The organism is Sphingomonas sp. 2SG (assembly GCF_005503285.1).
GTDB classification, from domain to species: Bacteria; Pseudomonadota; Alphaproteobacteria; order Sphingomonadales; family Sphingomonadaceae; genus Sphingomonas; species Sphingomonas taxi.
The window spans coordinates 26,650-40,899 of the sequence record NZ_SCMZ01000012.1 but is presented as its reverse complement, the minus strand read 5'-3'; the positions used below and the strand labels follow the sequence as shown (position 1 = coordinate 40,899).

The 14,250-nt window shown below is 64.2% G+C and carries 16 protein-coding genes; 7 read left to right on the top strand and 9 right to left on the bottom strand.

Annotated elements, in window-relative coordinates; all coding sequences use genetic code 11:
* Positions 1-224: 224 nt before the first annotated feature.
* From FFS23_RS07185 to FFS23_RS07175, 3 genes are all read right to left on the bottom strand, one after another.
* Positions 225-875 carry a recombinase family protein gene (locus FFS23_RS07185; protein WP_137898057.1) on the bottom strand — a complete coding sequence of 217 codons (651 nt, stop codon included), beginning with the start codon at positions 873-875 and terminating at the stop codon, positions 225-227.
* Between the two features lie 263 nt (positions 876-1,138).
* A complete protein-coding gene (locus tag FFS23_RS07180) occupies positions 1,139-1,525 on the bottom strand; it encodes a type II toxin-antitoxin system VapC family toxin (protein ID WP_137898056.1) in 387 nt (128 codons plus the stop codon).
* The gene (locus FFS23_RS07175; protein ID WP_137898055.1) at positions 1,522-1,815 is read right to left on the bottom strand and encodes an AbrB/MazE/SpoVT family DNA-binding domain-containing protein; all 294 of its coding nucleotides are present in this window, start codon (positions 1,813-1,815) and stop codon (positions 1,522-1,524) included. Before FFS23_RS07175 ends, FFS23_RS07180 begins: the two co-directional genes overlap by 4 nt.
* 330 nt (positions 1,816-2,145) lie before the next feature.
* Here FFS23_RS07175 and FFS23_RS07170 point away from each other — a divergent pair, with 330 nt between their 5' ends.
* Genes FFS23_RS07170 through arsH form a run of 7 tightly spaced genes read left to right on the top strand, consistent with a single transcriptional unit; the run spans position 2,146 to position 6,331 of the window.
* Positions 2,146-2,721 carry a recombinase family protein gene (locus tag FFS23_RS07170; RefSeq protein WP_137898054.1) on the top strand — a complete coding sequence of 192 codons (576 nt, stop codon included), beginning with the start codon at positions 2,146-2,148 and terminating at the stop codon, positions 2,719-2,721.
* A gap of 60 nt (positions 2,722-2,781) precedes the next feature.
* Complete coding sequence (locus FFS23_RS07165) at positions 2,782-3,114, top strand: ArsR/SmtB family transcription factor (RefSeq protein WP_137898053.1); 333 nt, start codon at positions 2,782-2,784, stop codon at positions 3,112-3,114.
* Between the two features lie 11 nt (positions 3,115-3,125).
* On the top strand, positions 3,126-3,554 hold the full coding sequence (gene arsC / locus FFS23_RS07160) for an arsenate reductase (glutaredoxin) (protein WP_137898052.1): 429 nt from the start codon (positions 3,126-3,128) through the stop codon (positions 3,552-3,554).
* On the top strand, positions 3,554-4,840 hold the full coding sequence (locus FFS23_RS07155; RefSeq protein WP_137898051.1) for an arsenic transporter: 1,287 nt from the start codon (positions 3,554-3,556) through the stop codon (positions 4,838-4,840). Before arsC ends, FFS23_RS07155 begins: the two co-directional genes overlap by 1 nt.
* Positions 4,837-5,160 (top strand): YnfA family protein, encoded by a 324-nt coding sequence (locus FFS23_RS07150; RefSeq protein ID WP_137898050.1) that lies wholly within the window; start codon positions 4,837-4,839, stop codon positions 5,158-5,160. The genes FFS23_RS07155 and FFS23_RS07150 overlap by 4 nt, the downstream gene beginning before the upstream one ends.
* Complete coding sequence (gene arsN2 / locus FFS23_RS07145; protein ID WP_349303952.1) at positions 5,157-5,591, top strand: arsenic resistance N-acetyltransferase ArsN2; 435 nt, start codon at positions 5,157-5,159, stop codon at positions 5,589-5,591. Before FFS23_RS07150 ends, arsN2 begins: the two co-directional genes overlap by 4 nt.
* A complete protein-coding gene (arsH, locus tag FFS23_RS07140; protein ID WP_137898049.1) occupies positions 5,591-6,331 on the top strand; it encodes an arsenical resistance protein ArsH in 741 nt (246 codons plus the stop codon). The genes arsN2 and arsH overlap by 1 nt, the downstream gene beginning before the upstream one ends.
* 238 nt (positions 6,332-6,569) lie before the next feature.
* Here arsH and FFS23_RS07135 read toward each other — a convergent pair whose 3' ends face one another.
* From FFS23_RS07135 to FFS23_RS07110, 6 genes are all read right to left on the bottom strand, one after another.
* Positions 6,570-7,484, bottom strand: coding sequence for a cation diffusion facilitator family transporter (locus FFS23_RS07135; RefSeq protein WP_137898048.1), 915 nt, complete (start codon positions 7,482-7,484; stop codon positions 6,570-6,572).
* A gap of 11 nt (positions 7,485-7,495) precedes the next feature.
* Positions 7,496-10,723 (bottom strand): efflux RND transporter permease subunit, encoded by a 3,228-nt coding sequence (locus tag FFS23_RS07130; RefSeq protein WP_137898047.1) that lies wholly within the window; start codon positions 10,721-10,723, stop codon positions 7,496-7,498.
* Between the two features lie 3 nt (positions 10,724-10,726).
* Entirely contained in the window at positions 10,727-11,899 is a 1,173-nt protein-coding gene (locus FFS23_RS07125; RefSeq protein ID WP_137898046.1) for an efflux RND transporter periplasmic adaptor subunit, read from the bottom strand.
* Positions 11,896-13,161, bottom strand: a complete 1,266-nt coding sequence (locus FFS23_RS07120) for a TolC family protein (RefSeq protein WP_137898045.1) — start codon at positions 13,159-13,161, stop codon at positions 11,896-11,898. Before FFS23_RS07120 ends, FFS23_RS07125 begins: the two co-directional genes overlap by 4 nt.
* A gap of 62 nt (positions 13,162-13,223) precedes the next feature.
* Positions 13,224-13,559 carry a hypothetical protein gene (locus FFS23_RS07115; protein ID WP_137898044.1) on the bottom strand — a complete coding sequence of 112 codons (336 nt, stop codon included), beginning with the start codon at positions 13,557-13,559 and terminating at the stop codon, positions 13,224-13,226.
* 19 nt (positions 13,560-13,578) lie between these two features.
* Positions 13,579-14,241: a cation efflux transmembrane domain-containing protein gene (locus tag FFS23_RS07110; protein ID WP_137898043.1), complete on the bottom strand. Its 663-nt coding sequence runs from the start codon at positions 14,239-14,241 to the stop codon at positions 13,579-13,581.
* Between the last annotated feature and the right edge of the window lie 9 nt (positions 14,242-14,250).

The window sequence follows — 14,250 nt, the reverse complement described above, 5'->3', positions numbered from 1 at the left end:
GCTTTATTTGCATTCCGCTGAGGAGTGAATGGTAGTCTTTCACCCGCTATTGAAAATCCACGCCTCTCGCTCGCTTCGACTGATTTCAAGCGTAAACTGGTGTCGTGTCCGCAGGGTATGCCCTGAGTGGGCATGGGCTTTGGTACCCAAAACCCGTCCATCCAAGGTCGGTAGCAAAGAAATTGAACACCTCATTATGAGGGTCTCGAGTCTGTCTGAAGACATTAGGAGTGCGCGTCTGACATTGGTGCGTCAGCCTCTGCCTGTCGACGGCGATCACGAGCAATCTTGGCGAGCAGCGTTCGACTGCACCCAGTCGCATCCATTATATCGCGCCAGCTTCGGCCATCGCGAAGAAGACTCGAGATGGCAGCGTTACGGGTTTTGTTCTCGGGGCGCCCCTTATAAAGGCCCGCTGCCTTGGCTTTTGCAGTGCCTTCGGCCTGTCGACGACGGCGGTCCTCATAGTCCTTGCGAGCAACCGCGGCGAGTACGTCCAACATCATGGCGTTGACCGCTGCGAACATTCGGCCGGTGAACTCATCTGTCGGTGCCGTCAGGATCCACGACGTCGGCAGGTCGAGTGCGACAACCCGGACCTGCTTGGCGTCGATTAGATTGCGCAGCTTGATCCAGTCGGGTGAGGTGAGGCGGGAAAGCCGATCAACCTGCTCGACCAGGAGCACGTCTCCCGGCTCGCAATCCGACAGCAGGCGGAACAGCTCTGGCCGGTGAAGCTTGGCTCCACTTTCGTTTTCGACATAGCGCGCCGCAATCCGAAGCCCGTGCTCGGCCGCAAACATGTCGAGGGCGCTCTTGGCGCGCGACGCATCCTGTTCGGAGGTAGAAGCGCGAAGATAGGCTCGGATGAACATCCCGTAGTCTGCTATATGTGGTGCTTATTAGTCTAGTCCTTTTTACGCCATTAGGAGGCGATTAAAGTACCAGCTATTAAGCGGTCCGCGAAAGGCATGCCTAAGAACGACCAGACGGTTCGCCGGACCTGAACCAGGTGCGGGGCAGGGCCGCTCTGAAGGCGGGGGCAGTCCGAACACTGACCTTCCACATCGGCAAGCGGACTTACTGTCGTCAAAAGCACGAAGTCAGCGACGCTGGTTGAGGCAGAAGTAGGCTGCGGCTACCGGATGTGCTCAAGCTTTAGGTTCTTGACCTTCACCTTCTTCCACTCGCGATCGGCGGTGAGAGCAGGGACGCCAAGCTGGACAGCCAGTGCAAGGCATGATCGGTCACCAAGACCGCGGCCATATTGGCGAGTCTGTTCGTGCAGAGCGGCAGCGGCGTAGGCTGCGTCGACATCATGGGCACGAACATCCAGCCGAAGCTCGTCGAGCAGTTCGCGGATAAGGGGTTCGTCAAGGCCGCTGAGCAGCAGCTCTTTGATGACCTCCTGAAGATTGACTGCCGAGATCGCGGCACGTCCGATGTGGGGAGCGACCTTATTGGAACCGGGTTCATCTCGAACCAGCGCTAGCACGGCAGATGCGTCAAGGACTGCTGACGTCATTGTGCGCCTCGCTCCTCGCCACCCGATGGAACCTCTTCGAGCTCCGTGGCGGCTTCGACCTTACGGTCGTCGAGGAAGTCGTCGGTCGTGCGCACATGTTTGGCATTCTCGCGATACAACGCCTGTGCCCGCGAGACACCATGGCCGATTGGTGACAGCCGTACCTGATCGTCCTCAACCGTTAATATGACTTTGGCATCACCGTGCAACCCCATAGCCTTTCGTACTGATGCCGGAAGCACCATGCGACCGTTGCTAGCCACCTTGATATCTATGGTCTGTGTAGCCACGGTAGTCTCTCGCAATTTTTCCTTAAAGCTCAATATGCCATATGAGGAACAATGGCACAACGGCCTTCACCGCCACAGCTCGTTCCAATGGCGGCGAGCGGGGCACGTGCTAATATATCGGACTGTCAGCCGGGCTTCCGTGATGATACGGCATGATTGCCCATGTCACATGGATGACATTTAGTGGACCTTCGCGGCGGGCCTCACAAACGATCGATTTTGATGCGCTACCATGTGAGAATGTCTAGCAGGGGTCATGGGCGTATCAAAACACATTCTCGATTGATGGTGCCCGTGCTAGGCACGGGAGATGAGTTTTGAGAACGCTTCATGCTGATCGGCTATGCCAGGGTCTCGACCCCCGAACAGGATCTGACGCCCCAGCTCAACGCGTTGGGCGAGGCGGGTTGCGAACGAACCTTCAGCGACAAGGCAAGCGGCGCGAAGGCGAACCGCGTCGGCTTGGCCGACGCGCTCTCCCATGCCCGACCCGGCGATGTGTTGGTCGTGTGGAAGCTCGATCGCTTGGGCCGCACGATGAAGGGGTTGGTCGATCTGGCCGCCGATCTGGCCGAGCGCGGCATCGGGCTCCGATCGCTGACCGATGGGATCGACACAGCCGGCACTGCCGGCAAGCTCGTCTTCCACATCATGGCGGCCATGGCTGAAATGGAGCGCGACCTTAATCGCGAACGCACAACAGCCGCCCTGGTGGTCGCGCGGCGCGAGGGAAGGGTGGGTGGCCGGAAGACGGTGATGACGCCCAACCGGCTCGCGGCTGCTCGCAAGCTGTTGGCCTCGGGAATGCCGATGCGTGAAATCGCGCCTGCGATCGGGGTATCGGTCCCGACCTTGTACCGCCATTTCCCGGCACCGGATCCGGAAGCCATCAACGCGGAAGGCTGAGATACGAAAGGGCAGATCGACGCGACTAGCTCTCACCGATATATCCGCTATGCTGGATTTATGGAAAGCGATTCTGCCATAACTGCGTTGGGCGCGCTCGCGCAAGCGACGCGCCTCGACGTCTTCCGTCTGTTGGTACTGCATGAACCGGACGGCATGGCAGCAGGCGACATCGCTCGTCAGCTCGACGTGCCACAGAACACCATGTCCGCACACCTCGGCATTCTCGCGCGGGCGGGCCTCGTGCGGTCCGAACGACGCAGCCGCTCCATCATCTACCGGGCCGACTTGGACGGCCTGCGCGCGCTCACGCTGTTCCTCGTCAAGGACTGCTGCGCCGGCAATGCCGCGCTGTGGGCGCCGCTTGTCGCCGAACTCGCCCCCTGCTGCTGAAAGGACCCCTCATGGCCGTCGATATCGTCATTTATCATAACCCCGAGTGCGGCACGTCCCGCAACACCCTCGGCCTGATCCGCAATGCGGGGATCGAGCCGCACATCATCGAGTATCTGAAGGCTCCGCCTGCGCGCGCGCTGCTCGTTGAGCTGATCGACCGCGCCGGCATCTCGCCGCGAGATCTGCTGCGCGAAAAGGGAACGCCCTATGCCGAGCTGGGTCTGGACGACACGTCACTGTCTGACGACGCGCTGGTAGACGCGATGATGACACACCCGATCCTCATCAACCGCCCGCTGGTCGTCTCGCCGCTCGGCGTGAAGCTCTGCCGGCCTTCGGAGGCAGTTCTTGATCTGCTGCCAGCGGATCAGCTCGGAGCGTTCGCCAAGGAAGACGGCCAGCAAGTGGTTGGCGCATCGGGTCAGCGCGTCGCCTGATGCTCCTTGCTGTCCTGATCTTCGTCGCCACGATCGCGCTCGTCATCTGGCAACCCAAAGGCCTCGGCATCGGATGGAGTGCAATGGGCGGGGCCGTCGTAGCGCTGCTCGCGGGCGTCGTTACGCTATCCGACGTGCCGGTGGTGTGGGGTATCGTCTGGAACGCGACCGCCGCATTCGTCGCGATCATCGTCATAAGCCTACTGCTCGATGAGGCAGGGTTCTTCGAATGGGCGGCGTTGCACGTTGCGCGCTGGGGCAGGGGGCACGGTCGCCGGCTATTCGTCCTGATCGTCCTGCTGGGCGCGGCGGTGTCTGCCCTGTTCGCCAACGACGGCGCGGCGCTGATCCTGACGCCGATCGTCATCGCCATGCTGCGCGCGCTGGGCTTCAAGGACAAGGCGACGCTGGCGTTCGTCATGGCAGCCGGCTTTATCGCCGACACAGCAAGTTTGCCGCTGGTCGTCTCCAATCTCGTCAACATCGTGTCGGCTGACTTCTTCAAAGTTGGCTTCGGTGAATATGCCTCTGTGATGGTGCCGGTCGATCTGGTGTCGATCGCCGCCACGCTGGGCGCACTGATGCTGTTCTTCCGCCGTGACATTCCACAAGCCTATGATGTCGAAGCGCTGCGCGCGCCCCATGAGGCTATTCGTGATGCCGCAACCTTTCGCGCCGGGTGGGTTGTCCTGGCGCTCCTGCTCGCCGGCTTCTTCCTGCTCGAGCCCCTCGGCGTGCCGGTAAGCGCAGTTGCTGCTGCCGGCGCGATCCTGCTGCTGGTGATCGCTGGGCGCGGCCATGTAATCGAGACACGGAAGGTACTGCGAGGCGCGCCATGGCAGGTCGTGATCTTCTCGCTCGGCATGTACCTGGTCGTCTACGGCCTGCGGAACGCCGGCCTGACCGATCACCTCGCCGCGCTGCTCGATCGCACGGCACAAGGCGGTGTGTGGGGTGCGGCCTTCGGAACGGGCATCATCGCGGCCATCCTCTCGTCGGTGATGAACAACATGCCGACCGTGCTGGTCGGAGCGCTGTCGATCGAGGCGGCGCACGCGACCGGCGCAGTCAAGGAAGCAATGATCTACGCCAACGTAATCGGTTGCGACCTCGGCCCGAAGCTGACGCCGATCGGGTCTCTCGCGACGTTGCTGTGGCTTCACGTTCTCGGTCAGAAGGGCGTGCGGATCGGATGGGGCTATTATTTCCGCGTCGGCGTCACGCTGACCGTGCCGGTACTGCTCATCACCCTTGGCGCCTTGGCATTGAGGATCACTCTTGGATGACAGCCCTCATCTACGTCGGCGCGGCGCTTGCGGAAATCGCCGGATGCTTCGCGTTTTGGGCGTGGCTCCGGATGGGCAAGGCGCCCCTCTGGTTGGTCCCCGGCATTGCGTGCTTGATCCTGTTCGCCTGGCTTCTGACCCGCGTCGACAGTGACGCAGCGGGGCGGGCCTATGCCGCTTATGGCGGCATCTACATCTACGCCTCCCTGCTTTGGCTGTGGAGCGTGGAGGGCATCCGTCCCGATCGCTGGGATGTCGGCGGCGCTGCCCTGTGCCTGATTGGAACCTGTGTGATCCTGCTCGGGCCGCGTGCTGTGTGACGGCGCTGATCGCCACACGCCTCGATCCGAACGAGCTGACGGGATTGGCATGGCTTCTCAATACCGCAAGCCTGCCCAGTGCCGATCTCGCGGAGCCTGACCGCATCTTCTTCCGGTTCGATGCGGATAGCCTCGTCGGTTATGGCGGTCTCGAAGGCGAGGGAGCAGACCGCCTGCTCCGCTCCATTCTCGTCGTCCCCGATCGTCGAGGCGCCGGCATCGGCCGAACGCTGGTCGCGGCGCTGGAACAAGAAGCGCGCGGACTGGGCGTGGAGCGATTGCATCTGCTGACCACGACAGCAGCCGTGTTCTTCCGCTCGCTCGGCTATGCGGCTGCCGATCGGCATGCGGCACCCTCGGCCATTGCCGCCACGCGCGAGTTCACCTCGCTCTGCCCCGCTTCGGCGTCTTATCTCGTGAAAGTCCTCTGATGCCACTTCGCACCCTCACCGATCCCGATAACCTGCCGGCGCTAGATGCAGCCTATCTCCGCTCGCGGCCTGCGGAGGGCCTGGGGCCGGCCGAGCCGGCCCCGCGCATCCTGCTGCTCTATGGCAGCTTGCGCGAGCGCTCCTTCTCGCGCCTTGCCATCGAGGAAGCCGCTCGCCTGCTGCGCTTATTCGGCGCCGAAACGCGCATCTTCGATCCCTCCACGCTGCCGCTGCCCGATCAGGTGGCTGGCGACGATCATCCGGCGGTCCACGAACTGCGCGAGCTGTCGATGTGGTCGGAGGGGCACGTATGGTGCAGCCCGGAACGGCACGGCCAGATCACCGGCATCATGAAAGCGCAGATCGACCATCTGCCACTTGAAATGAAGGGCAGGCGGCCGACACAAGGACGCACGCTGGCCGTGATGCAGGTTTCGGGTGGATCGCAGTCGTTCAACGCGGTCAATACGCTGCGCCTTCTCGGTCGTTGGATGCGGATGTTTACGATCCCGAACCAGTCCTCGGTCGCGATGGCGTACAAGGAGTTCGATGAAATGGGGCGCATGAAGCCGTCGAGCTACTATGACCGGATCGTCGACGTGATGGAGGAACTGGTGCGCTTCACCGTCCTGCTGCGCCCCCATGCAGACCAGCTTGTCGACCGTTACTCGGAGCGCAAGCACGCCGGCGTGCCGGTCGACATCACAACCGATCTGTCGAGCATTGCCATCAACACCTAATAGCCAAAAGGCTTAGAAGCGCGGTGGCTTCGGCTCCCGTTTAACCGTCGCACGCCATGGACGTGTAGGGGAAGGAAGGGCGACCCGTAGCGCAGTCGCCCTCCCTCGAACGCCATCCATCGTTCTGCCCATCTCCCTCGCGATCGTCGCCAGGGGCTGCCTCGCAGCAATCCGTTGGCGAAGCTCTGCGTCGGCTTCCTCCGTCCAGCGCCACAGCTTTCGTGTCGTCACCGCGCGCTCACGGGTGCAGGTGCCCGGTGTCCTCACAAGGCTCGGCGGCCGCCTCGGTCTGGATCGTACAATGCTCTATCCCGAACCGGCTATCGAGCATGTCCGCAACCGTCTTCCTCACCGCATCAGCATCGGCGCCGTCGGCAAGCGTGACGTGCGCGGTGCAGCTCATATTGTCCGATGCCATCGACCAGACATGAAGGTCGTGGACTCCGGCAACACCGGGCAGGCCGGCAATCCCGGCACGCAACTCGGGCAGCTTGATCCCTCCGGGGACACCCTCCAGCAACACGTTGGTGGTGTCTCGGAGCAGCACCCACGTTCGGGGCAGTACCCATAGGCCGATGCCGACCGCGACAATGGGATCGACCCACGTCCACCCGGTGAACCGGATCGCGAGCGCCCCCGCGATCACCCCTACGGAGCCGATCATGTCGGCCCAAACCTCGAGGTAGGCACCCTTCACGTTCATGCTCGTGTCCTTGCCGGACGTGAGCAGCTTCATGGATATGAGGTTCACCACGAGGCCGATCGCAGCGACGATCATCATCCCCGTTGACTGGACCACCTCGGGCTGCCGGAAGCGCTGTACCGCCTCCACCAGCACGTAGATCGCTACGGCGAACAGCAGCAGGGCGTTGAAGGCAGCAGCTAGGATCTCGAACCGCTTGTAGCCGAAGGTCCGCTTGTCATCGGCCGGCTTCTGTCCGAACCGGATCGCGAGCAGCGCGATCACCAGCGCTGCCACGTCGGTGAGCATGTGCGCTGCGTCGGAGAGAAGCGCGAGGCTGTTGAAGACAAAGGCTCCGACAACCTCGGCCACGAGGTAGGCGGTCGTAAGTGCCAATGCCCAACTCAGCATCTTGGCATTGGCGCCGGCAGTGTGGTCGTGGGCGTGTCCGCCCGCTGCATGCTCGTGCATGATTATGCCTTTCAGTGCGCCTGCGCGGGGAGGGGCGGGAGTTCGACATGTCCGTCTGCCGGTGCGGGCAGGGCGCGGCTTCCGAAGCGGGCGTAGAGCGTCGGCAGCACGAACAAGGTGAGCAGCGTCGCGGAGATCAGGCCCCCGATGACGACGGTGGCCAGCGGCTTTTGCACCTCCGCTCCCGCGCCATGCCCCAGTGCCATCGGCACGAAACCGAGCGAAGCCACGAGCGCCGTCATCGCGACCGGCCTGAGCCGGACCAGCGCGCCTTGGTGGGCCGCAAGCGACCGATCCATGCCGTCCCGCATCAGGTCGTGGATGGACGTCACCATGACCAACCCGTTGAGAACAGCGATGCCGGAAAGCGCGATCAAGCCGACCGCCGCGGAAATCGAGAAGGGCATCCCGCGCAGCACGAGCGCGAGTACCCCTCCCACCAGCGCCAAGGGGACGCCGGTGAACACGATCAGGGCGTCTCGAACGGAGCCTAGCGCCCCATAGAGCAACAGCATGATAACCACGAAACAGATCGGCACTACGAGTGCGAGGCGATCACGGGCCGACGCCAGGTTCTCGAACTGACCGCCCCATTCGAGGTACGTCCCCGCCGGCAGCTTCACTTGGGCGTCGATCGCCGACCGGGCATCCGCAACGACGCCCGCAACATCGCGGTCACGCACGTTCGCCTGCACCACCACGCGCCGTTTTCCGTTTTCCCGGCTGATCTGGTTCGGTCCATCGACAACGGCGATATCGGCCACGGTCGACAGCGGCACGAAGCCACCACCCGAGGTCGGCACCGGCACCTGAGCAACTGCCGTCAGGTCGGACCGGGAGCTTTCCGCCATTCGGATCACGACAGGAAAGCGGCGATCGCCCTCGAAGATCACGCCGGCCTGTCGGCCCCCGATCGCGGCCGCAACCGTGTCCTGCACGTCGCCGGCGGTTACGCCGACACGCGACATGGCAGTGCGGTTAGGCCGGATGTCGAGCATCGGCAGACCTTCAGTTTGTTCGACCCGCACATCTGCGGCACCCCGTGTCCGCCGAAGGATGCCGGCGATCCGATCTGCGGTCGCATTCATCTCGCCGAAGTCGTCACCGAACACCTTGATGGCGATGTCGCCGCGGACGCCTGCGATCAGCTCGTTGAAGCGCATCTGGATGGGCTGCGTGATCTCGTAGGCGTTGCCGGGGAGGGCGGAGAGACGCTTCTCAAGGCGCTCCACCAACTCTTCCTTGGAGAGACCGGCATCGGGCCATTCCGCCTTCGGCTTCAGGATGACGAAGGTGTCCGTGGCGTTCGGCGGCATTGGGTCGGATGCGATTTCGGACGTACCCGTGCGCGAGAAGGCAAAGCGGACCTCGGGTGCCTTGGCGAGGGCCTTTTCCACCTGGAACTGCATTGCCTGGCTCTGGTCGACCGACGTGCCGGGGATACGCACGGCCTGTACGAGGATGTTTCCCTCGTCGAGCTGAGGCAGGAACTCCTGCCCCAAGGTGGTGAAGGCGACGCCGGCAAGCGCCAGCGCGCCGATTGCGACGCCGATGGTGAGTGTCGGGCGACGCATGGCCGCATCGAGACCCGGCTCGTAGCGCTGCCGGAGGAACGTCACGACCCGGCTTTCCTTCTCCTCCACCCGCTTGCTGAGCCAGATGGCGATGGCCGCGGGCACGAAGGTCAGCGACAGGATGAAAGCGAACACTAGCGCGATGATGACGGTGAGCGCCATCGGCTCGAACATCTTGCCCTCGACACCCGTGAAGGTGAGCAAGGGCGCGTAGACGAGGATGATGATCGCCTGGCCGTAGACGGACGGGCGGATCATCTCGCGTGCGGACGCGGCGACCAGCCCGAGCCGCTGCTCCATCGTCAGCTCGCCGTCGCGACCATGCTGGGCCTCGGCGAGGCGCCGCAATGCGTTCTCAACGATGATGACGGCGCCGTCCACAATCAGGCCGAAGTCGAGCGCGCCGAGGCTCATCAGATTGGCCGAAACGCCCGCCTGCAACATGCCGATGCTGGTGAGCAGCATCGTGATCGGAATGACGAGGGCCGCGATCAGCGCTGCCCGGAAGTTTCCGAGCAGGGCGAAGAGAACGACGATGACCAGCAGCGCGCCTTCGGCGAGATTGCGGGCAACCGTCGATATGGTGGAGTTCACCAGTTCGGTCCGGTTCATCACCGGCTTCACGACGACATCGACCGGCAGCGAACGGCCGATCTGGGCCAGCCGTTCGGCTACTCCGGTTGAGACGGTGCGACTGTTCTCGCCGATCCGCATGACGGCCGTCCCGACGACGACCTCATGCCCGTTCTCGGACGCCGAACCCATGCGCAGCGCCTGACCGGTCCGAATGGTCGCGATCTGGTTGAGGAGGATCGGCACACTCTCGCGGGTGGCGACGACGGTTCGGGCAAGCTCGTCGGCATTGCGCACGCGCCCATCGGAGCGGACGGCAAGCCCTTCGCCATTGCGATTGACGACCCCGGCGCCGGCGCTGGTGTTGTTGCGCTCCAGCGCGGTGGTGAGATCCTGCAGCGTCAGCCGCATTGCGGCCATCCGCTGAACGTCGGGGACGACGAGATATTCCTTGGTGTAACCGCCAAGGGAGTCGACCCCCGCTAGGCCCGCCGTGCTCTTGAGCTGAGGAGTGACGATCCAGTCCTGGACGGTGCGCAGGTAGGTTGCCTTGTCGGCCTCGCTGACGAGGTGATCGCCTTCGGGCGTGATGTAGCTGCCGTCACGTTGCAGGCCAGGCTCACCGTTGCGGTGACGAACCTGATCCAGCTCGCGGTACTCGACCGTCCACATGAAGATGTCGCCGAGCCCGGTCGCGATCGGCCCGATTTCGGGGTTCACGCCCTCGGGAAGGTCTTCCTCCGCAGTCCGCAGCCGCTCCGCCACCTGTTGACGGGCGAAGTAGATATCGGTCTTTTCGGTGAAGACGGCGGTGACTTGGGCGAAGCCGTTGCGGCTGAGCGAGCGGGTATATTCGAGGCCGGGAATGCCGGCGAGCGCGGTCTCGACCGTGAACGCGACCTGTTTCTCGATCTGATCGGGGGACAGTGCAGGAGCAACGACGTTGATCTGCACCTGGTTGTTGGTGATGTCGGGAACGGCGTCGATCGGGAGCTGGCGCAGCGCGCCGATCCCGAGCAGCGCAGCAGCGACGGTGAGAAGCAGGACCAGCCAACGCTTCTCGACGGAGAGGGTGACGATGCGACCGATCATGGCTCAGTCCTCATCCCCGCCTTCGCCTTTGCCGAGTTCGGCCTTGAGCGTGAAGCTGTTGGTGGAAGCGATCCGTTCCGAGCCTGTGAGCCCGGACGTGACGACGACCTGACCACCGTTGGTGCGCCCCAACGTCACCGGCGTTGCCCGGAACCCGGTCGGGGTTCGCACGAAGACGAACGACTTGTCCTCGATCATCTGTACTGCGGCGGATGGCACGGCGACGGTGCGATCCCCGCTGGTCGGCACCAGGATCGAAACGTTGACCGTCTCACCGATGCGCCATGTGCTGCCGGCATTATCGAGCGTGACGATCACCGGCACCAAGCGCGTCGTTTCGTCCAGAATGGGAGACACGAACGTGACGCGCCCCTCCTGACGGCGCCCCGCTGCTGTCACCTCGACGCGCGCGCCGGGCCTCACCCGGCCCGCATCGCTAGGCACCAGCGAGGTTGCGACCGTGACCTTGGAAAGGTTGGCGACCCGGAAAAGCTCGGCGTCGGCTGCGACTGACTGACCGAGCGTGGCCGAGCGCGCGATGACCTGACCGGCGATCGGCGAGCGCACCGCGATGCGGTTGAGCGCGCCGCCTCCGCTGCCGGTCGCGGACAATTGCTGCTCCGCCAAACGAAGTGCTATGCCGGCTTCCGTGGCGGCGGTCCGCGCCGCTACGAGATCCTGTTCCGGCGAGACACGCTCGGCGAACAGGCGCTGCTCCCGACGAAGGTTCGATTGCGCAAGGGCGGCACGCGCGCGAGCGGCTTCCACTTCGGCTTTGAGGGAAGCCGCTTCGCGGCTCTCAATGATGGCGAGGGGATCGCCGCGACCGACGGACTGGCCGAGATTGCGAGTCAGCGAGACAAGCCGCCCGCCCAACGATGCTGATACCACCTGCACGCCTTGCGGATCGCCTTCGATCGTTGCCGAAAGCTCGATCGCACCGGCCACACCACCGACCGTCGGCCGCGTGACCTCGATCCCGGCGTCCGCGATCTGCTGCGCGGATAGGGTGACGACATCTTTGGGGCCTTCTTTGGCCTCGGCTGCCTCGGCGCCTTCCGTCTTTTCGGCTCCGGCTTTTTCGCCGGCTTCACCACTGCTGCCGGCTCCCCCGCATCCGGCAAGGATGAGGGCCAGGGTCACGGGCGCCAGCGTCCGCATGATGATCTTCGTCATTGAATGGTTTCCTCGGGGGAGGGCGCGGCGGCAACGAGCCGTTCCAGGCGTGCCTTTGCGTCGTGATAGGTGGCGAGCGCGTCGATCGCGGCGGTGCGCGTCTCGGACAGTGTCCGCTCGGCATCGAGCAAGTCGAGCTGGCCGAACTTGCCCTCGCGGTAGCCGATCCGGGCAATACGAGCCGCCTCGGCAGCTGACGCCAGCATCGGCCCGCTCGCATTGCGTGCGGACGTGGCGGCATTGGCCACCTCCGCCTGAACGTTCGCGATGTCCTGCGCCACGTCCAGCTCGGCGGCACGCCGCAAGGCCTGAGCCTGATCGCTCTGCGCGCGGGCCTGGGCTACGGCTGCCTTGCCGTTGTTGAAGACGGGGAACGGGATGGAAACCCCGAATACCGCGGCAACGTCGTTGGTCGCCTCGAGCCGTCGTGCGCTGGCGCTCAGCGTTATGTCGGGAACGCGCTGAGAGCGAGCGAGCCGCACCTGTGCTTCGGCCGTCGTTGCGTCGGCACGGGCCGCTGCCAGGGCGAGCGTACCGGCGGGTTCGATCGGCCTCGCCGGTCCGAAGCCCTCGACACGATCATACCATGCGAGGTCCAGGGGCGCGGTCACGGGCTGCCCAATCCGGCGCGCGAGATTGTCCCGCGCCACCTCGGCAAGCCGCTGGGCACGCTCCACGGCCGTCTCTGCGTTGATGCGCAGCACGTCGGCACGCTGCTGTTCGAGCGGTGATGCACGTCCCGCCTGCACACGGACCCCGGCTGCGCGCAGCGCCTCACGGGCGATGCCGGCCTGCTCGCGCGCCGTAACGAGACGACGCTCGGCCGATGCTGCCTGAATGTAGAGCTGGGTGACGGCAAGCCGCAAATCGGCCTCGGCCAGCACCGTGCCTATACGCGCCCGATTGCCGAGTGCGTCGGCGACCGCGATCCGTGCCGACCTTTTTCCTCCTAGTTCGATGGGGAGCGCCAGACCGGCGGTTGTCTCGGCGCTGCGGAGGCCGCGATATTGGCCGCTGCCGGCGATGTTCTCGGTTTCGGCGACGATCGACGGGTTTGGCCGGTAGCCGGCGACGGTACGTCCCGCCTCGGTCGCCCGCACCCCGGCTGTAGCGGCTTCGAGACTAGGCGCGGTTGCGCCGGCGAGCGCCAGCGCTCGCTCCAGCGTGAGCGGGGGACTGGTCGATGCCGGCTCGGATGATTGCGCATGCGCGATCGACGCGCACGACGCCACGGCCAATAAGGCCGCGATAAAACGGGACATGGTGACGAACTCCTGACGAACCTGAGGTGCCGCGCGGGAGCTCCCGGCGGATTAGGCGATCGTCAGGCTTGGGGTGGTCGCAGGGCCGGGTCCGAAGGCACCGGTGCCATCGGGTCGTTGTTCCACGCGATGGGCGCCATAGGCAGCTCGCTTACGGAGGCGGCAAGACTGGCTTCGAAGGGCACGCCGATATGATGGCCGTGACAACCACCATGATGGTGCGGGTAGGACTTGTCGGCATCGGCCGGCACCTGGTCCCCGTCACCGACGCTATGTTCGAGCGAGCTGGCGGAGGTAGGATCGACGCATCTCAAGCCTTCGGTCGCATGCGCGACCGATCCCAACCCAAGCGAAAGCATGAGCATGAGACAGAGGAACAAGGCGGAAAGTCGGTGCATTGGCCTCCACTTTAGCAGCTTACCGGTTGCCATGTAACGGCTGCCTGTAATTGGAAGGAGCAGGCGTGGAACCGGATCGCAGTTCGGCGCGCGCTTGTCGCATGATCTGGATGCCACCCGACAAACCGAGCACCGCCATCAACGTGGCCACCACAAGATCAGGCCACGCGCTGTTCAGACCGAAGACGCCGCCTGCGGCCAGCACCACGGCGATGTTGCCGATCGCGTCATTGCGCGAGCAGATCCAGACCGAACGCATGTTCGCGTCACCACTGCGAAAGCGATACAGCATCACTGCTACCAAGATGTTCGCGATCAGCGCCGCGACGCCCACGACACCCATGACCTCGGCATGAGGCACAGTGCTGTGGAGCGCTCCCCAACCCGCGGCGAGCAGCACATAGAGCCCGAGCAGCGCAAGGGTCGCTCCCTTCAGCATCGCTGCGCGCGCGCGCCAGGCTATCGCCATCCCGGCGACACCAAGGCTGATCGCGTAGTTGGCGGCATCACCGAAGAAGTCGAGCGCGTCGGCTTGGAGCGCTTTCGACCCGCCCGTGATCCCGGCGACGATCTCGACCGCGAACATACCGCCATTGATGGCGAGCGCGATCCATAGCGCGCGCCGCCACTTCGGGTCATTCAGGGTGCCCGCCTTGTCGGACGCGCAGCTCGTGCAGGCCATCTTGCCACC